Raw genomic sequence first — 23,075 nt, forward strand, 5'->3', positions numbered from 1 at the left:
TTGAAATAAAAAGTCAAAAAACCCCAATCAAATTAATGATTAGGGTTAGAATCTTTGTTTAGTAAAAACTATTTGATAAGGGTCATTCTACGGGCTTCCACAAATTTACCGGCTACTATTCTGTAGAAATAAATTCCTGAAGCAAGATTACTGGCATCAAAGCTGACTTGATGATAACCTGCGCTTTTTCGCTCATTATCAATCAACGTTGCTACCCTGCGACCAAGCAGATCAAACACATCCAATCGCACTTCTCCGCTTTGTGGAATACCAAAGCGTATCACCGTTGATGGATTAAAAGGATTTGGATAATTCTGTTTTAGCTCAGAAGAAACAGGTAGTTCAGCTATCAAATCTTCCACACTTGTAAACAGAGGACTGGTATGAATTTCTAAAGTATCCAGCGAAACGATATTCTCGTTGTTGGCTACCTGAATGGCTACAGAGAATGTATCCGCGTAAGCAGGAGCCGTAATGGATAACTGACCGTTAGCTGCATCAAAACCGAATACCTGAGCTGAGTCAGACTCAAGAGCAAACTTGAATTTCAACTCATTATCCAGAGTGGCAATATCACTTACATAATTCCATAGTTTAAGAATACGAGTTTCCTCCGTTTTAATTTCGAAAGGCTCAGGTAATTGCGAAAATACCGGTTCATCATCTACGCCTTCTTCCCCACCCCAAGCAACTTCCATATTGTTGGCTTGGCGTAACGTTTTCATAGCGGTTGCACCTTCGTTATTCAGTTCAATAGCGCCAATATTAATACTTACCCCATCCTGAAGGTCTCGCTTCGACCACTCCACAAACATCTTGCTTGCTGTGGCTGATGACATTCCCGAACCTACTAAGAATCCTGCTATAGAATCGGGTTTGGTAGTTGTCATAGCACTTTTTTGAGCTTGAGAATGTTCCCTACTTGCCTGATTAGCTAGTATATTGTCTCCTCCAGATGAAGTTAATTCATCAATATTTCTTTGATCTATGATCTCTGAGTTGGTTTTAGCTTTGGCAGCTGCCTCTGTTGTATCCGGACCAACATCAAAGTATTTCACATCCGAAACATCCCAAGAGCTGATATCCTGATTGAAAGCCGCAGCACCCTGAAACATGCCTGCCATGTTGGTTACGTTAGAGACGTCCCAATCTAAACTGGTAGTTACTTCAACACCATTGACCGTTTTGGTTTTTTGACCAGGTGTGTTTCCGTTATTGAATGACCTTGCTTGATAGAACATGTCCCACATATTTGGTCCATGGCTAACATCCCATTTATTTAAGTTTTGATTAAAATTACGCGTACCCTCAAACATTTTAGACATATTGGTTACCTTACTTACATTCCAATCTCCAATGTCTTGATTAAAAGCATATGCACTAAAAAACATAGCCCTCATACTAGTAACCTTACTTACATTCCAATTACCAATATCTTGATTAAAAGAATATGTATAACCAAACATCACAGACATATTGGTTACGTTACTTACATCCCAATTACCAATATCTTGATTAAAAGAATATGCATAACCAAACATCCCAATCATTTCCGTCACCGAGCTCACATCCCAGCTGGATATATTGCCATTGAAACTAGATTCTAATGAAAAAAGACTATTCATATCCGTAATCCCCGAAGTACAGGTAGTAGCGGCATTTTTTGTTGTGATCTGATCTTTACTTCGCTTGGTGTATTCAATTCCATTCACAGTACCCACATCACCTACTTCAGCATCGCTACACGTGATCGTTACTCCGTTGTCGGCAAGTAAGAATACACTAGCCATTTCCAGCCAATCGCTGGAAACCGCCGCTCCGGAGTCAAGCCCGTCATTCGGGGTAATTTCTACCTTTACAAATAAACCTGCTTCAACTGATGTTGGAATAAAGGTGGAATCGGTCGCTTCAGCAATAGCTAATGAATCCGTACCTAAAGAATCTGCCGCTCGGTACCACTGGAAACTCCCTCCGACGTTGGCATTGCCATCGGCGTCGCTGTAGTCGTAGGTTGCAGCCAGCGTTTCTCCCACTTTTGGTATGCCTACAATAGCTGCGTTACTTGCTACCGGGGCGGTGTTGGCTCTGCCACCATCGGTAATCATCCAATTGTTGGGTTCGCTTGTTAAAATATTTCGAGCCGATGATGCTAACGTAGAATATTTTGTACTATTGGCTCCAAATGGCACATCCGCTTGTAAACTTGATAATCCCGACCAACCGATTAGTAAAGAATCGTAATTAGCTGTTGAAAAAGAAGTGGCATTCGAAAACATATCACTCATACTAGTCACCGAACTCACATTCCAACTCCCTATATTCTGGTTAAAAGAAAAGGCTTCAGCAAACATCCCGCCCATATTTCTCACTGAACTCACATCCCATGCCCCGATGTTCTGGTTGAAGGCGGAGGCTTCTAAAAACATACCATTCATATCGGTCACCGAACTCACATCCCATGTCCCGATGTCCCGGTTGAAGGCGGAGGCTTCTAAAAACATACCCACCATATCGGTCACCGAACTCACATCCCATGTCCCAATGTCTTGGTTGAAAGAAGATGCACCTTCAAACATACGTCCCATAGTGGTCACAGAACTTACATCCCAGCTGCCTATATCCTGATTGAAACCAACCGCTCCAATAAACATACTCCTCATATCCGTAATTCCGGAAGTACAGGTAGCAGCTGCATTTTCCGTGGTTATCTGATCTTTGCTTCGCTTGGTATATTCAATTCCATTAACTGTTCCGGTATCACCTACTTCAGCATCGCTACAAGTAACGGTAACTCCGTTTTCTGCAATCAAGAATACGCTAGCCACTTCCAGCCAATCGCTTGAAACCGCCGCTCCGGAATCAAGCCCGTCATTCGGGGTAATCTCTACTTTTACAAACAAGCCGGCTTCAACCGATGTTGGAATAAAGGTGGAATCGGTCGCTTCAGCAATAGCTATCGAATCCGTTCCTAAAGAATCTGCCGCTCGATACCACTGAAAGCTTGCTCCTGCATTAGCATCGCCATCTTCATCGCTGTAATCATAGGTCGTAGCAAGGATTTCTCCAACTTTAGGTGTGCCTACAATAGCTGCATTGGTTGCTACCGGAGCGGTGTTTTCTTCCACATTTGTGACAGTAATAGTGAGTGTTAAACTAGCCGTATTGTTAATGATCTTCCCGTCATTGACCTGAATTGTGACTATATATTCATTATTACCATCAGCATCGGCTGGGTTCTCAAAATCCGGAGCGACTTTAAAACTCAATGCTCCCGTTGAGCCATCAATAGCAAACACCTCAGAATCTGCTCCGCTGATGGAATACGTTAGCCCAGCATCCGCTGCGCCTCCATCTCCATCGGTGGCATCTACATCCATCACTATTCCCGTACCGTTCTCAGCAAAACTGAGCGTCGTTGGAATACCCAATGTATATTCACCTATGAATGAACCAATCTCATCGTTATCAAGCACAAACATTTTCGTACCATCCCCATTGAAAGACAAACCTGTAAGATTGCTAGCACCTACACCAAATTCTTGCTCGACTCCCGCATACACCGCAGTGGATACATCGTACGCTGTACCCAGAGTATACTCCACTATTGCGTTACCATCTGATCCAAGCACAAACATCTTCGTGCCGTCGCTATGGAAAGCAACGTCATAAGGTTCTGACTCCTCAGCAGCCACACTGAATGCTTCCTCGACTCCTGCATATACCGCTGTGGATATATCATAAGCCGTTCCTAAGCTGTATTCAAATACCGTATCATTTAATCCAAGCACAAACATCTTTGTGCCATCTCCATTGAAACTCATATCCAGTGGAATTGACTCTTCGGTACTTACACTTACCGTTCTTACGTATGACGCCTCGGATACATCATACGCCGGGCTAAGCGCATATTCAACTAACCCGGAAGCTCCAATGATAAACATCTTGCTCCCATCCACGTTGAACACTATACTATAAGGGTCGTGCTCTTCTTCTATCCTAAATTCCTCTATGAAACCCGCGTTTACCGCCGTGGATACATCATAAGGAGTGCTTAATGTGTACTCGATCACCAAATCTAAGGTTGATCCATTTTCAATCACAAACAGCTTTGTACCATCCCCATTAAAAGCAAAACCAAATTTCCTACCCTTCACATTTAACCCTTCTTCATTCCCAGCATATACTGCTGTAGATACATCATAAGCGGTATCAAAAATAGGTGGGTTGTTCACCTCATTGACGGTAACTATAAAACTGTCGTCTACCGTCAATTCACCATCACTAGCACGCACCGTTATATTGGCTACCCCGAATTGGTCGCCCTGATAATCGAGGGTCAGCGTAGAACCACTTATTTCGGAAGTAACCAATGTTGTATTGTCGTTGGTCTCCACTGTATAAGCGAGTGATTCTGACGCCGTTTCTGCATCGCTAAAGAAGGTACTTAGATCTATTACTGTGTTAGCTGCATTCTCATCCACCGTTACATCAGCAAGCGGTGTGCTTACAACCGGAGCGGTGTTTGCCCGTACTTTCCCCGGAATTGGAGTTTGTGGATTATTCTGTAAGTATGGATAACTGATCGAATCGCCCGTTACTATAGCCCAAGTGTTGGTAAAGTCAAAGCCTGCATTTACAAAGGTCAGAGAGTCTTTCATAGCAGAAGTAGAAACATCGCTGGTTTGCTCACCACTCGTATTCCAGTAGCTGTTGGTTGCTGCATCTGACAGGCTACCTGCAAAGTATGTATTAGCTTGAGTTGCTCCAATTCCACCGATAATTCCACCTTCGAAAGTACTTCCGGAAACAGATGATAATGAATAACTATCTGAGATCGTGCCCCCTGATGTTACACCTCCTACAATACCTCCGGAATTAGTTCCCGAAATCGATCCTGCTGAAAAGCTTTTGCTAATGGTTGTATTATCATCGCCATCAGATTCTATATCACCAGCAATTCCACCAACAGTTTCTCCGGTCAAAGAACCATTAAATGAGCTTTCTACAACTTGTCCACCATTCCATAACGCTCCGGATATACCTCCTACAGTTGTTCCTGAAACCATTCCTGTTACATGTACATTTGAAACAGCAGCACCAGATATATAACCCAATGGACTTGTATTAATTTCTCCTGAGGATGTGATGTCAACATCAGAGAATGTTACGTTACTGATACTGCCTCCGACCACATACCCAAACATCCCCATATAATTATAATCGCCACTATTTATATATAATTCACTAATGGTGTGCCCATCTCCATCAAAGTGACCGCTAAAAGATTCGCCTATCTCAGATTTTGCAAAAGGTACCCATCCTTTTCCATCGTTGTATGGGGCAACATCTAGATTAATATCATTCATTAACTTAAAGTGCTGACTGATATCGTTGTCATCTTCTTCATTTATTAAGGTTCTTATTGCATCTAGCTGAGTCGCTGTAGTGATTAAGTATGGATCACCTTCTACTCCTGAACCACTTTCAAATGGAGAAGACAGTGTAACCGTAAAGGTCCAGTCAACAGATAGCTCACCATCACTGGCAGTCACGGTGACATTTACTGTACCAAACTGACCAGCTTTATAGTCAAGGTAAAGTATAGTCCCACCCGTTGTTGTTGTTACTAGTGAGTTATTGTCGTTCGTAACGGTATAGATGAGCAAGTTCGATGCTGTTTCTGCATCATTAAAATAACTGGTTAGGTCAAATGATCTGAATTCAGATGTTATGACCACTTGGTCGATTTCAGCAATGGTTGTCGGTGCAGTGTTTATAGTGAAGTAGTTCGAGGATTCTGTATTACCAAAATCGAATCCATCATTCGGGGTCACTTCTACTTTTACATACAGTCCCACATCCTCACTACTAACGGTATAGAGCGAATCCGTCGCTCCAGTAATCGACGTTACTGTCGCTGTTGTATCCGCTGCTCTGTACCATTGGAAACTCGCTCCTGCATTTGCGTCTCCATCTTCATCGCTATAATCATAAGTCGCAGCTAGAGCTTCTCCTACTTTTGGAGTACCTGAAATAGCTGGGTTGCTTGCCACCGGGGCGGTGTTGGTTCTGCCCCCATCGGTAATCGTCCAATTGTTGGGCGCGTTTGTCAGTACTTCCCACGCCGCCGCCGCCGCCGGGGTATATTCTACCGTTCCCACATCCAGCCTTTGGTTTGGCTGAACGCTTGGTAAAGCTGCCCAGCCAATAAGTAAAGAATCATAATTGGGTGTGGTGAGTCCGGAATTACCCAAAAAACTATAGAAAGCGTCAGTATCTTCAAAACTTTGCACCTTCGAAATATCCCAATCACCCAAATCCTGGTCAAAAGATACTGCCCCATTAAACATTCCAATCATATTAACAACATTTGAAACATCCCACTGGCTTAGATCCTGATTAAAAGAAGTAGCTTCTTGAAACATATTTTCCATGTTTAAAACAGACGATACGTTCCAACTACTTATATCCTGATTGAATGCACTTGCGTAGCTAAACATCAAAGACATGTTTGACACCCTAGAAGTTTTTTCACCCCAGTTATTAATATCCTGATTAAATGCAGTTGCACCTGAAAACATCACATTCATGTATTCAACTGAAGACACGTCCCAGTTTCCAATGGATTGATCGAATGCCGAAGTAGATGCAAACATAGCATCCATATATATCACTGAAGATACATCCCAACTACTGATGTCTTGGTTAAATAAGGTTGCACTATTAAACATAGCTCCCATATTTGTAACAGCACCAACATTCCAACTACTTAAATCTTGATTGAATACCTGCGCATTAAAAAACATGGCATACATATTTGTAACAGAACTCACATCCCAGTTACTTATGTCCTGATTAAATGCATGAGCATTGTTAAACACCTTCTCCATATTAACTACCTGAGACACATCCCAGCTTGAAATATCTTGATTGAATGAGGATTTTCCATCAAATAAATAGCTCATATCCGTAATTCCACTCGTACACGTTGTTGCAGCATTTTCGGTGGTGATCTGATCTTTTGATCGTTTGGTGTATTCAATACCGTTTACTGTTCCCTTATCACCTACTTTAGCATCAGAACAGGTAATCGTTACTCCGTTATTAGCAAGCAAGAATACACTGGCCACTTCTATCCAATCGCTGGAAACCGCCACTCCGAAGTCACGCCCGTCATTCGGGGTAATTTCTACCTTTACAAATAAACCGGCTTCCGCTGATGTTGGAGTAAACGTAGAATTGGTAGCTCCGGCTATAGCCACGGAATCGGTTCCCATAGCATCACTTGCACGGTACCACTGGAAACTAGCTCCGGCGTTCGCATCATTCTCTATATCACTGTAATCGTAGCTTGCTGTAAGTACTTCTTTTACTTTTGGAGTACCTGAAATAGCTGGGTTGCTTGCCACCGGAGCTACATTCGTTCGACCGGCATCAGTAATGATCCAATTGTTGGGTTCGCTTGTTAATACCGCACGAGCGGTAGCGGCGGCAGGGGTGTATTTGACATCTCCAACCCCTAATCTTTTATCAGTCTGCACGCTTGGAAGAGCTGCCCAACCTATAAGCAGGGAGTCGTAGTTGGGTGTGGTGAGCCCCGAATTTCGCAAAAATCCTAATCCACTATTAAATTCTGCTACGTTCGAAATATCCCACTCACCCAGATTCTGATCAAAAGCTGTTGCATCATTAAACATACCACTCATATTTGTCACCGAACTCACATCCCATGCTCCAATATCCTGATTAAACGCCTCGGCTTCTTCAAACATACGTCCCATATCGGTCACCGAACTCACATCCCATGCCCCGATGTCTTGATCAAAAGCCGACGCCTCATCAAACATACGTTCCATATTGGTCACCGAGCTTACATCCCAGGCACCGATGTCCCAGTTGAAGGCGGAGGCATAACTAAACATAGATGACATATCGGTCACTGAACTCACATCCCAACTGGATATATTACCGTTGAAATAAGACTCAAATGAAAAAAGACTGCTCATATCCGTCATCCCGGAAGTACAGGTTGTAGCTGAATTATCCTGGGTGATCTGAAATTTACTTCGTTTGGTGTATTCAATGCCGTTTACTGTTCCGGTGTCTCCGACTGCTGCATCACTACAAGTAATGGTAACTCCATTGTCAGCAAGCAAGAATATACTGGCCACTTCTATCCAATCACTGGAAACAGCGGCTCCGAATTCACGCCCGTCATTCGGGGTAATTTCTACTTTTACAAACTTACCCGCTTGGGCTGAAGTTGGGGTAAAAGTTTTAGCCGTAGAGTCAGTGATGGCTGCTGTGTTAGTTCCACTTGCATCATCGGCAACATTCCACTGGAAGGTACTGCCTGATTCGGCATCTCCATCGGCGTCAGTAAAGGTGTAGCTTGCCATTAGTTGATCGCCTACTTTTGGCGTTCCGGCAATAAGAACGTCAGTGACTACCGGTACCACATTGGTTCGACCGGCATCAGCAATGGTCCAATTATATTCATTAACTAATTTTTCATGAGCTGCTGAAGCCGCCGGGGAATACACTAACGTTTCCATATTCAGTGTTTGGTTTGGCTGAACACTTGACAAGGCCGCCCAACCTATAAGCAAGGAGTCGTAATTAGCAATGGATAACCCCGAGTGACCTAAAAATCCATCTCCAAGTTCATTAAATTTAGTTACGTTTGAAATATCCCACTCACCCAGATCCTGATCAAAAGCAACTGTAGCAAAAAACATATCCGACATATCGGTAACCAAATGTACCTCCCAGCCTCCTATATCTTGATTAAAGGAAGAGGCTCTATAAAACATAAGTGACATATCGGTAACCGAATTTACCTTCCAACCTCCTATATCCTGATTAAAAGAAGACGCATTGGCAAACATACCTGACATATCGGTAACCGAATTCACAACCCAGCTACTTATATCCTGATTAAAGTTATCTGTAAGCGCAAACATACCCAACATATTGGTCACTGAACTCACGTCCCAATCTCCAATATCCTGATTAAAGGCATCGGCACTATTAAACATACCCGACATACTTGTCACCGAACTCACATCCCAATTTCCAATATCTTGGTTAAAGGCAGATTTCTCGTGAAACATGTTAGACATATCGGTAATCAGACTCGTACATACATTAGTTACATCAGCTCCCCCATCTACTCTTGCTCTCAGGCTATCTCCACTCAGGGCTGTATACATTATTCCGCCCACTAAACCGGTATCTCCCGGGCTTGCATCACTACAGGTCATTGTTACTCCGTTATTAGCAAGCAAGAATACACTAGCCACTTCTATCCAATCGCTGGAAACAGTCACTCCGAAGTCAAACCCGTCATTCGGGGTGATTTCTACTTTTACAAACTTGCTCGCTTGCGCTGAAGTTGGAATAAAGGTAGAATCGATGGCCCCTAAGATTACAGATTGCTCATTCAACGTATCTGACGAAACATACCATTGGAAATTAGCGCCTGCATTTGCATCATTCTCTATATCACTGTAATCGTAGCTTGCTGTAAGTACTTCTTTTACTTTTGGAGTACCTGAAATAGCTGGGTTGCTTGCCACCGGAGCGGTGTTGGTTCTGCCCCCATCGGTAATGGTCCAATTATAATCATTAACTAATTTTGCACGAGCTGCTGAAGCCGCAGGGGTATATTCTACCGTTCCTGCATTCAACGCTTGGTTTGGCTGAACGCTTGGAAGAGCTGCCCAACCTATAAGGAGGGAATCGTAGTTGGGAGGCGTCAACCCCGAATTTTTTAAAAAACCATCTCCATAATCATCAAATAAAGTTACATTCGAAATATCCCAACCACCCAGATCCTGATCAAAAGCAAATGCATTGTAAAACAAAGCCGGCATATTGGTAACCGACCGCACATCCCAAGCTCCAATATCTTGATTAAAAGCCGATGCATCATAAAACATACTACCCATACTTGTAACTGAACTCACATTCCAAGCCCCTATAGGCTGATTAAAAGAAGATGCACCAGAAAACATAAATGACATTTCCGTTACGTTACTTACATCCCAACTTCCAATATCCTGATTAAAAGAAGAGGCACCTTCAAACATGAAGCTCATATCTGTAACTGAAGACACATCCCAACTTCCAATATCCTCATTAAAAGAAGTATAGTGACCAAACAATTCCGACATGTTCGTAATTCCACTCGTACATGTTGTAGATGCATTTTCTTGACTGATTCCATATATATTTCGCTTGGTATACTCAACGCCATTAACTGTTCCGGTGTCGTCTACTTCTGCATCACTACAAGTAATCGTAACTCCGTTCTCGGCAAGCAAGAATACACTGGCCACTTCTATCCAATCGCTGAAAACAGTCACTCCGAAGTCAAACCCGTCATTCGGGGTGATTTCTACTTTCACAAACTTGCTCGCTTGCGCTGAAGTTGGAATAAAGGTAGAATCGGTGGCCCCTGAAATTACAGATTGCTCATTCAACGTATCTGACGAAACATACCATTGGAAATTAGCGCCTGCATTTGCATCTCCATCAGCATCACTGAAATCGTAGGTTGCAGCAAGGGTTTCTCTCACTTTTGGTGTGCCTGCTATTGCCAGATTAGCTGCCACGGGAGGGGTATTTTCATGGACATCCGTAACCATAATAATTAAATCGATACTTGCAGTATTGAATTCAGCTTGCCCATCGTTAGCCTCTACTGTTATTTCAAATACATTATCGGTATCAGAATCAGCTGGAATCTCAAAGTCAGGTGCTGTTTTAAAGGTCAGAACTCCTGTACTCGCATCGATATTAAAAGCTCCGGCATCTGTCCCACCACTAATCGAATAAGTCAGTCCTTCATCTGTAGCTCCTCCATCACCATCGGTGGCTTGTATGTCAATCACGGTGCCCGCGCCGTTCTCTGCAAAACTAACTGTATTTGGGTTGTCTAATACATATTCATAAACTCCACCATATGGGATATTATCTAGAATAAACAATTTTGTCCCATCGTTGTTGAAGATTAATCTACTAGGGATTCGTGTACCAAATCTACCATGATAAAATTCTTCAGAAGCACCCGCGTAAATTGCAGTAGAAACATCATAAGATGTAAATAAGTTATATTCTACAACATCTTTGCTTGAGCCACCTATCACAAACATTTTACTTCCATCGTCGTTAAATGCTATATCTTGAGCACTATATTCTTCTGTACTGGTACTAAATTCTTCGTCTAGTCCCAAATACATTGCTGTTGAAACATCAAATGCTGTATCCAATGAATATTCTATGATCACTCTTCTCTCAAAACCTAATAAATACATTTTTGTACCATCAGCGTTGAAAGTAAACCCTCTAGGATCATTCTCCTGAATTGCGATACTAAATTCTTCGTTTTGCCCAGCATATACGGCAGTTGAAATATCGAAGGCAGTACCTAATGTGTATTCAACAACTGCATCACCATCTCGGCCAAGTACAAACATTTTTGTACCATCATTATTGAAATTTAAACCGGTTGGTGAACTTTCCTCTCCTGAAATAATAAAATCTTCTTGTTCACCAGCATGTACAGCTGTAGAAACATTAAAGGCAGTTCCTAAATGATATTCTGCAACAACGTCGGAATCACCTAATGCAAATAATTTCGTGCCATCCGTATTAAATGCAATATCACCATAAGAACTTTGACTGATTACTGTAGCTGAACCATTGTTTGCTTGTACTGCTGTTGAAACATCATAACGGCCTGGAAATATTGGTGGGTCATTCACTTCATTGATAGTAACTACAAAACTGTCTTCGGTAAATAATTCCCCATCGCTGGCTCGAACCGTAATATTGGCTACTCCGAATTGGTTCGTCTGATAATCCAGAGTAAGTGCTGAATCACTAATTGTTGCTGTGACCAATGTGGGATTATCGTTTACTTCTAAAGTGTAGATCAATGAGCCAGACGCAGTTTCTGCATCGCTGAAGTTAGTACTTAAATCGATTAACGTATTTGGTGCATTCTCATCCACCGTTACATCAGCAATTGGGTTGTTTACAACCGGAGCCTTATTAGCTTTCATCTTACCTGGAATTGGGTCCTGAATATTTTGCTTTAAATATGGATAACTCACCGAATCCCCTGTTACTATAGACCAGGTGTTAGTAAAATCAAAGCCTGCATTAGAGTAGGTGAGAGAGTCTTTCATAGCTGAGTTCGAAACATCGGTAGTTCCTATGCCACTCACATCCCAATAGCTGTTGGTTGGTACGTCAGACAACGTACCTGCAAAGTAAGAATTAATGGCTTTATAACTTCCCGTACCAACAATCCCATCAATATTTACTACATCATCATTTCCCGTTATTGTAGCTAACGAATAGCTATTTACAATCTTGGGATCAGTATAATCACCCGTTCCAGATATACCTCCAGCGCTTTCGCTACCTATAACACTACCCATAGAGTAACTTGTTTGTATTTCACCCCCTCTAAAGCTACCAACAATACCTCCCGAATTAGCTCCCGAGACTGTACCACTAAATAGACTATTGATTATTTTTACGTTACGGAAAGTATCACCGGCAATTCCTCCGGCTTTTGTTGTTCCTGAAACAGTACCCACGAATGAACTCTCAGTAATAGTTCCACTATTCCATAAAGTTCCTGCTATACCACCTACACCTTCTGAAGAAGTAAAGGTAGAAGTAACCGTACCGGTTATATGTACATTAGAAACCATCCCTCCTGATACATAACCAACAGCTCCGGTATTATATTCATAAGAGCTTGTAATGTTCACATCCGTAAGCGTAACGTTCCGAATTGTTCCTGAATGTAATCCGATTAAACCTACATACTCACGGGTATTGTTATTGATATACAGACCAGAAATAGTATGATTGGCTCCATCTAAACTGCCTGTAAACGTTTTATAACCCCGGGTTAATGGGACCCACCCTTCTCCTTGGTTATAAGGAGCAACATCAAGGTCAAGATCAGAAGTCAATTTAAAATGATCCTCAATAACAGACCCTACATACATTTCATAAACCAAGGTTCTGATGGAATCAAGCTGGGCAACTGTTGAGATTAGGAATGGATTTGCTTCAGTTCCAATTCCACCATCAAATATATTTGCCAATATATACCCACTGGAAACCGTAGCACCGCCTTCAAATCCATCATTCGGAGTCACATCCAATCGCAGATATTTTAAGTGATCGTTTCTTGTTGGAGTGTAAGTAATGTCTGTAGAGTCAGTTATCATCGTCTTGTTGCTTCCAGAAGCATCATCAGCACGATACCATTGGTAAGTAGTTCCTGATTCTGTATCTCCATCTGCATCTGTAAAATCATATTTGGCAGTAATTTGAGCACCGGTCTTAACAGAACCTTCGCCAATATTTATATTGCTTGCCACAGGGGCATTGTTTGTACGCCCTTCGTCAATAATCGTCCAGTTGTTAGGACTTCCTGTTAGAACTGCACGTGCTTCTTCTGCTGCTGGAGAGTATTTTCCTGGTTCTACATTTAAGGTTAGGTTTGGTTGTACGTTTGGTAAATTTGCCCAACCAATCAATAAGGAATCGTAGTTTTCTGTAGTAGTTGCAGCATCAAATAAAAACCCTTCAAAATTTGATACATTAGAAATATTCCAGCCTCCAATATTTTGATTAAAGGAACGGGCATTATAAAACATGGACTCCATATTTGTTACAGAACTTACATTCCAACCGCTGATATCCCCGTTGAAACTGTTGGCATAATAAAACATAAGCCTCATATTTGTTACAGAGCTTACATCCCAACTACTTATATCCTGATTAAATACGGTTGCTTGATAAAACAAACCTTGCATATTCAACACAGAGCTTACATCCCAATTAGCAAGAGAGCCATTAAAACTGGATGCATTATCAAACATTTGACTCATATCAGTTACTGAAGAAACATCCCAACTACCTATATCCTGATTAAATGAAGATGCGTCAGAAAACATAGCCGACATATCCGTAATGCCACTTGTACACGTTGTTGCTGCATTTTCCTGGGTAATCTGATCTTTGCTTCGTTTGGTGTATTCAATGTCATTTATCGTTCCGGTGTCTCCAACTGCTGCTTCGCTACAGGTTATGGTAACTCCGTTTTCAGCTAATAGGAATATCGGTGGAACACTTACCCAACCACTAGAAACCGCCACGCCGGATTCAAGCCCATCATTCGGGGTAATCTCTACTTTTACAAACAAACCGGCTTCAACCGATGTTGGAATAAAGGTGGAATCGGTTGCTCCAACTATTTCTGCCTCATTAGTACCTGTCGCATCATCGGCTCTGTACCATTGGAAATTAGCGCCTGCATTTGCATCTCCATCAGCATCACTGAAATCGTAGGTTGCAGCAAGGGTTTCTCTCACTTTTGGAGTTCCTGCAACACCTGCGTTACTCGCTATCGGGGCTATGTTTTCAAAAACATCTGTTACGGTTATAGTGAGTGTAATACTTTCTGTGTTGAATTCAGCTTCTCCATCATCGGCTTGAACGGTCACTATATACTCGTTATCTCCATCAGTATCGGTAGGGTTTTCAAAGTCTGGTGCAGTTTTAAATGTAAGAACACCCGTAGAGGCATTAATATTGAACTCATTGGCATCCGCGCTAGCCAAGATGGAGTACGTTAGGCCAGCATCTGCTGCACCGCCGTTTCCGTCGTTGGCATTTATATCAATAACTGTACCTGTGCCATTTTCAGCAAAACTGGCTAAAGTTGGATTATCCAAAACGTATTCAAAGTGGGCTCCTAACGCATCATATATATACATTCTAGTGCCGTCACCATTAAAGACTAATGATAATGGGTTACTTGTTCTAGTACCTCCGTGATCGAATTCTTCACCGGGTCCTGCATATACTGCTTCAGATACGTCGTAGGCTACGGAAAGGTTGTATTCCACCACTGAATCATCTCCATCTCCCATAATGAACATTTTGGTACCGTCTTCATTAAAGGCCAGATCTCTTGGACTTAAATCCTGATCTCCTACATAAAACTCTTGATCCGTTCCAGCAAACACTGCTGTAGATACATCGTAAGGTGTCCCAAGGTTGTACTCAACCACTGATTTACCGTTAATTCCAATTATAAACAATTTGGAGCCATCTCCATTAAATGATATAGATTCAGCGGAACTTTCTTCTGTGCCAATATTGAATTCTTCACTTTGCCCTCCATATACGGCCGTAGATACATCAAAGGCGGTACCAAGACTATACTCGACTACAGCCTTTGGAGAAGCATTCAGAACAAACATTTTTGTACCATCGCTGCTAAATTCAGCATCTTTTGAAAACGAAATTTCTTCTCCAAAAGTGAACACTACTTGCTCATTGCTTGCTGTAGATAAGTCATACGCTAGGTTTAAGGTATGTTCCTTTATTTCAGGTGAATCGAGTGAAAATACTTTTGTGCCGTCGGCATTAAAAATAATCTGGGATCCACCACCCAACGGAATATATTCTGAGGAAGACAAAACAGCCGTGGATACATCATATGCGCCTGGAAATATGGGCGCATTATTTACTTCAATCACAGTAACTATAAAAGTTTCATCTGCAAATAACTCACCATCACTGGCTCTGACCGTTATACTTGCTACCCCAAATTGGTTGGTTTGGTAATCCAATGTTAATGTAGAACCATCGATTGAAGCTGCAACCAGTGTAGTATTATCGTTGGATTCTACGGTGTAGGCTAAATCTCCCGATGTGGTTTCTACATCACTGAAGCTTGTGCTTAGATCTATTACTGTGTTCGGTGCATTTTCATCAACCGTTACATCTGCAATAGGAGTGCTTATAGTTGGCGAATCATTAACTGGATTTACTGTAACGTTGAATGAATTATCTACAGTTAGTCCACCTGAATCTGTAGCACGAATAGTAATAATTGCAGAACCAGAGCTGTCTGCAATTAATGACAGTGTTAATTCATCTGAAGTATTATTTACTGAAACATCTGCTAAACCAGTATTTGAATTCGACTCGACTGAAAAAGTCAATTCACTAGCTGCTTGTTCTGCGTCAGAGAATACAGAAGTCAAATCAATTGTCGTATTTTCTGCATCTTCATTTATAGAAAGATCTTCAATCGCAGCTAACACAGTCGGCTCGGTATTCGACACCGTTATGTTTATCGAAAAATTATCCTCCACACTGGATGTTCCATTTTCCAAAGAAACAGATGCAGAGAAACCTAAAGCATATTCCTGATCAAGTTCGCTCACTGCAATTCCACTCAGATCGTATCCCCATTGTTGGCGAGCTGAACTATAAACTGGGTTACCAGGAGAAGTTAATCCTGTTGCTGGAGTTAAGGTCCAAACCGGATTTAAAGCTTCCGTAACTTCAGTTCCATCCATGGTCAAATCCATCCAAAGCGTATCGGTAACTGATGTGTCTATTGGTGAAGTTTCCGTCGTCGATAAACTCAGCCCATCTGCTGTTAATCCGCCATCGGTAATATTCCATCCAAAAGTGTCTACCAGTATATCCCGCCCTTCAAGTCCGGCCAGATTATAGGTAGTTGGGTTTACAGAAAATTCAACTCCGCTCTGCACATCTAAAGCGCTCCAGCTACTTAACATAGCTGAATAATTTGCCGTACTTAAAGCTGTACCCTCTGCCATTAAGAACATGTCTTTCACATTACTGACATCCCAACCGCTTAAGTCTTGATTGAAAGCCGAAGCATCGGAAAACATAACAGTCATTGTATCTGCATTGCTAACATCCCAGTTCGCCAACCCTGTTCCGGTGAAAGAGCTAGCCAAATTGAACATCCCTGTAAAATTGAGCCCGTTTGCTACCGAGTAGGGCGCACTCGAGAAGGTCCACCCGCTAACATCACCATTGAAAGAAGTTGCGTTGGTGAACATGCTAGAGAAATCGGTAATACTGCTCACGTCCCAACCGCTTAAATCAGCATTGGTTAATCCTGTAAAGGCAAACATGCCTTCCATGCTGCTCGCCTGGGATACATCGGGGGCATCCGTGGCGGTGTAGCTAACCAAATTAGGGGTTTGGTAGAACATATTTTCCATACTCTCCCACGCTATATTCCCCCATTGCTTGAGGCCAATAAGCTTGGCTGAATTCTGGCCATAGCCTGGGTTGTTGCCATAGGTTACTAAATCAGCATTGTCAGTCATATCCAAACGAGGAAATGTCCCTCCAATACGAACTTCATAATCTCCTGCCACCGCGTAGCTATGGCTAGGGTCGGGATCATCACCCGTAATTTCTTCCACCGTGCCATCACCCCAGTCGATAATGGCGTCAAAGTCGGTAACACCAGCCCCCCCATCTGTGTACATAGTGATCGACTCCCCGGGCGTGGTCGTTTTCCATACGGTAATAAATGCTGTTAATGAATCTACCGTAAGTACTTCTTCTACCGTAATGGTGAACACTTGATCAGCAGAGGTATCGATTCCTTCATTAGTTGTCCCGCCATCATCGGAAAGACTAATGGTAACATTCGCTACTCCAAAAGAATCAGCAGCTGGTGTAAAAGTCAGCGTTCCTGTTAACGGATCAACAGCCGGACCTACTTCAAAAAGATTGTCATTGTCGGTGCTTACATTAAATGTTAACCCTTGCCCGCTTTCGTTGGCTAGCCCAGCACTTATTCCACTTGCCCAATTACTTATTGATTGTGGGGCTGCATTCTCATCTACTACTTGGTTTGCTCCTTTCGTAAATAACGGAATGTCATTAACTGAATTCACTGTTACAGTGAATGAAGTGTCTGCCGTCAAACCACCAGAATCGGTGGCCCGCACGGTGATATCTGCGGTTCCAAACTCATTTGCTCCGTAAGCCAGAGTTAGGGTATCTGTTGTGTTATTTACAGAGGCTGTAAGTAATATTGGATTTGAATTGGTTTCTATTGAATAGACCAAATCATCGGCACTTTCATTAGCATCAGCAAAATAGGAAGTCAGATCTATGGTCGTATTGTCTGCATCCTCATCAACAGTAATATCTTCAATTGCTAAAGTTGCAACAGGAGCTGAATTAGGCACTATCACATTTATAGAAAAATCATCCTCGATACTTGCACTTCCATTTTCCAGTGAAACAGAAGCAGAAACTTGCAGTGCATATTCCTGATCCAGGTTAGTAACCGTAATACCACTCAAGTCATAAGCCCATTGTTGTCGGTCTTCATTAAATACCGGGCTTCCTGATGCCGACATACCTGTAGCCGGCGTCAAGGTCCATATTGGATTTAAGGCATCTGTAGCTACGGTTCCATCAATGGTCAAATCCATCCATAGCGTATCGGTAACTGATGTGTCTATCGGAGAAGTTTCGATAGTCGATAAACTCAGTGCCCCTGCTGTTAAACCACCATCGGTAATATTCCATCCAAAAGTGTCTACCAGTATATCTCGTCCTTCAAGTCCGGCCAGATTATAGGTAGTTGGGTTTACAGAAAAATCCAAATCACTTTGAAGACTTAACGCGCTCCAACTGCTGAGCATGTCGGTATAATTTGCTGTACTTAAAGCTGTACCCTCTGCCATCAAGAACATGTCTTTCACATTACTAACATCCCAACTACTCAGGTCCTGATTAAAGGCCGCAGCATCGGAAAACATAACAGTCATTGTATCTGCATTGCTAACATCCCAGTTCGCCAACCCTGTTCCGGTGAAAGAGCTGGCCAAATTGAACATTCCCAGAAAATTCACTCCATTTTCGCTTGTATAATCTGCTGAAGAAAATGTCCAATCAGACAGATCTCCGTTAAAAGAAGTCGCGTTAGTAAACATGCTAGAGAAATCGGTTATCATAGATACATCCCAACCGCTTAAATCAGCTGAACTCAACCCCGTGAAAGCAAACATTCCTTCAAGCGAAGTAGCCTGGGATAAATTCGGGGTATCGGTTGCAGAGTAGGTAACCAAATTCGGAGTTTGGTAAAACATGTTGGACATGCTTTCCCAGATAATATTTCCCCATTGGTTGATAGCAATAATCTTATCTGAATTAGCAGCAAGCGCTGGCGTGTTTCCATAGGTTACTAAATCAGCATTATCAGTCATATCCAAACGAGGAAATGTCCCTCCAATACGAACTTCGTACTCCCCAGCCACCGCATAGCTATGGGAAGGATCCGGATCGTCGCCTGTAATTCGTTCCACTGTGCCGTCTCCCCAGTCAATGATCGCATCAAAATCGGAAACTGTGCCCCCCCCATCTGTGTACATAGTGATCGACTCCCCGGGCGTGGTCGTTTTCCATACGGTAATAAATGCTGTTAATGAATCTACCGTAAGTACTTCTTCTACCGTAATGGTGAACACTTGATCTGCAGATGTATCAATTCCTCCATTAGTTGTACCACCATCATCGGAAAGACTGATGGTGATATTGGACACTCCAAATGAATCGGCAGCGGGAGTGAACGTCAGGTTTCCTGTTGACGGATCTACTGCCGGTAATACTGAGAATAAATCATCATTATCCGTGAATATATTAAAGTTCAATGCCTGACTCGCTTCATCTCCGGCTCCCACACTTATGCCCGTAGCCCAACCGTTAACCGTCTGTGCTCCGGAATTTTCGTCTACAACCTGATTGGCTCCTTTTACAAATACAGGCACATCATTAACCGGATTTACGTTAATATTTACAGTATCCTGAGCAGTTAATCCTTGGCTATCCATGGCTTGAACTATAATTTCTGCTATACCACTTTCATTGGCGGTATATGCAAAACTCAGAGTGTCTGTTGTATTATTAATTGCAGCTGTAACAAGCCCTGTATTCGAATTGGAAACAATGGAATAGGTAAGAGCAGCATCGTTGTCTTCCGCATCCGAAAAAATATTGGTAAGATTAAAGAAACTATCATCGGCATCTTCATCTACACTAAAATCAGCAATCGGATTGCTTACAACAGGATTGGTGTTTGGAACAAGAATCTCCACATAAGCTGAGGTATCAGCTATACCAAGAGAAGTACCATCAAACGGAGTTATTTCAACACGTATAAATTTTCCTGCATCACCTGATTCAACTACATAACTACTATCTGTTTCTCCGGATATCGTACTTTCATTAGTACCAGATCCATCATCCGCAACAAACCAGCGGAATTGAGCACCGGCATTAGGATCATCCTCAAAGTCATTGTATTCATATACTGCAAAAATGGTTTCACCAACATCAGGAGTTCCTGTGATAGTGCCAGCAATTGCGATAGGACGAACATTTATTTTTACGAAATCAGAAGTCGACGTTGAACCATATTGTGTGCCGTCATTTGGAGTAACTTCTACTCTGATGTATGCTCCTTCTTCAGCTGGTGTTACTACATACTTATTTGAAGTAGCATCTGCTATCGGAGTTAGTCCGGTTCCAACTTCATCTACTGCTACATACCATTGAAAGGTAGTTCCTGATTCCAAATCACTTTCAGGATCAGAATAGGTATAATCTGCGGTCAGCGTATCGCCAATTCCCGGAGTTCCTGTAATTGTAACAGTACCGGCGGAAGGAGGTTGATTTGATGCCGCTACTTCAGAATAAGAGCTGGAAACTAAAGTTCCGGCATCAGTTCCATCATTGGGTGTTACATCAACTCGTAAAAATTTATCTAAATCAGCTGACACTACCGTATATATTGAATCGGTTGCTCCAGCTATTTGTACTGCGTTGGTACCACTAGCATCATCTGCACGATACCACTGAAATGTTGTTCCTGTTTCGGGATCGTTATCAGCATCACTGAAATTGTAGGTTACCGCTAATTGATCTCCTAATTCAGGTAAGTTTCCTGCATTTGTTCGGTTATTTATAACAAGGTTTGAGGCAGCAGGGACTGTATTGGCTGATTCTGCATTCGGATTTAATTCCTGCTGTATTGGATAGCCGTTGTTTACTCCACTTACTAACTCCCAAACGTCTGTAAAATCCCATGAAGCTCCTGTATAGGTTGACTCTGTTTTCATTTGTGAAGTAGTCTTACCGGTTATGCCAGAAGTAGACCCTGCACCAACGGCAGTGGTAGTTCCACTTTCATCAGTATCCCAAAAACTGTTTTGTGCAGCTCCAAAACCGCTTTTTAAGCCAACAAATCCTCCAATATTGGTACTTCCACTTACCGTACCTGTCGAAAAACTATTTGTGATTATTCCACTGTCTAGGTTACCAACTAATCCTCCAACTTGAGATGATCCTGATACTGCACCGACAGCAAAACTATTTTCAATATTATCGTTGGCAAAACCAACCAAGCCGCCGGCATTATCTCCACCGTTTACTGAACTTGTAGAATAGCTCTTACTAATAGTTTTTAAATTATGGGTTCCAACCAATCCACCAATATCAGAGCCGGTAGCCGTTACAGACCCAGTAGAATAAGACGCTGTAATATCACCTCCATTCTGCCCCACTAATCCACCAACCTGAGAGGTTCCTGTTACAGAACCATTATAATAACTATTGGTTACGGTTCCATAGTTCTCGCCAGCTAGCCCTGCCGTATTGGAAGTACCTGTAATATCTCCTTGATCAATTCCTAAACTATCTACAACTCCACCTTCACCAATTGTAGCAAATAGTGCCACATTACTATTAGTTGAACGGTTTATGAAAAGACTTGTGATTTTATACCCCTGTCCATCTAAATTTCCTGTAAATGGTGCGCCTGCTCCAATAGGATCAAAGCCGGCACCACTATTCCAGCTTGACGTTCCAGAGGCATCAATATTTTGAGTTAAAATAAAGTAATCCGTCAGATTATTACTGATTTCCTGAAGCTGTTCGGCGGTAGTAATTTGATATGGATCTCCCTGAGAACCTTCTCCACCGGCAAAACTTACCGAGACCGATTCAGCCTGTACAGGTCCACTCAGTGAACTTTCTCCGGAAGTGCCTGCATCAGTACCATCACTTGGAATAACAGAAAAACTTATGTATTTGCCTTCATCAGCATTAACTAATGTATAAGTATTAGCGTCAGCTCCGCCAATTGCTGTTTTCCCATTCCCCCCTGCATCGTCACTTCGATACCATGTGTACACAGAACCACTTTCAGGATCGTTATCAGGATCACTATAATCATATGATCCTGTCAGTAAAGAACCTACTTCTAATGTTCCGCTGATAGAAACATTTGATATTGTTGGCGGATTGTTCCCACCTCCACCAACGCTTCCACTAATAGGGCCAACAGGATCGCTTGGGGTAGGCATCCCGTTATCTGTACCATTAGAAGGAGTTATCTCAAACACTATTAGTTTTCCTTCATCAGCAGCAACTAGTGTATACGTTATTGAGGTTGCGCCATCGATTGGCACCGGTGGTTCAAATTCACTGTCAAACCGATACCATTGATAAGTAGAGCCGTCTTCGGGTATATCATTCGGGTCATTGTACTCGTAATTACCCGTCAGCGTTTCCCCAACTTCTGTGGTACCAGTAATTTCAACAAAGTCAGCAAACGGACCGGAAGGTGGTGGCGGAAACTGAGCCTGAACAGGAACGGCTGCCAATAGTGTTACTAATACGATTAGATTAGATAGAAATTTAATTGAATGTCTCATGTTGTACCCCTGTATTCGTATTTAATTTCTTCGAATTTAAAATTGGTTGTAAATCAGAAAGTTTGTCTTTTGCGACAAAAGCCAATATACCGAGTTCATCTGCTTTGCGCCTAAAACTGGGTGTGTTGTAGCTGCTAACCAATATGATTTTTGCATCAGGATCTTTCTTTAGAATTTCTTCCGAAACAGTGAAACCACTTATACTCTTTAATTCTATATCCATCAGAACAAAATCCGGTTGTTGAGATTCATACTCTAGCATTGCACTTTCACCGGTCTCATATTCTATAATTTGATGCTTTTTTCCCGTAGCTAGTACTACAAAATTTTTTATGATTCGACGTATTTCAGCATGGTCATCAACTATCATTATTTTCATTCTATAATCTTTATTTTTAAATAAAGCAGCTCTAAAGGCTTTTCTATTATATACCCCTTAAGTATTTAGAGTATAAATTCTCTTATATTTTT

General features: G+C 42.1%; 2 protein-coding genes. Both read right to left on the reverse strand.

Going from position 1 to position 23,075, the window contains the following annotated elements; genetic code table 11:
• Nucleotides 1-68: 68 nt before the first annotated feature.
• Nucleotides 69-22,604, reverse strand: coding sequence for a BspA family leucine-rich repeat surface protein (locus A8B79_RS16245; protein WP_066224238.1), 22,536 nt, complete (start codon nucleotides 22,602-22,604; stop codon nucleotides 69-71).
• Nucleotides 22,588-22,983, reverse strand: a complete 396-nt coding sequence (locus tag A8B79_RS14900; protein WP_066224241.1) for a response regulator transcription factor — start codon at nucleotides 22,981-22,983, stop codon at nucleotides 22,588-22,590. Before A8B79_RS14900 ends, A8B79_RS16245 begins: the two co-directional genes overlap by 17 nt.
• Nucleotides 22,984-23,075 lie beyond the last annotated feature (92 nt).

The sequence above is a fragment of the Balneola sp. EhC07 genome, assembly GCF_001650905.1.
Taxonomy (GTDB): Bacteria; Bacteroidota; Rhodothermia; order Balneolales; family Balneolaceae; genus Balneola.

What these genes read in the sequence shown, in the direction of transcription:
- A8B79_RS14900 (WP_066224241.1), bottom strand. Translation starts at nt 22,983, where the DNA reads ATGAAAATAATGATAGTTGATGACCATGCTGAAATACGTCGAATCATA.
- A8B79_RS16245 (WP_066224238.1), bottom strand. Translation starts at nt 22,604, where the DNA reads ATGAGACATTCAATTAAATTTCTATCTAATCTAATCGTATTAGTAACA.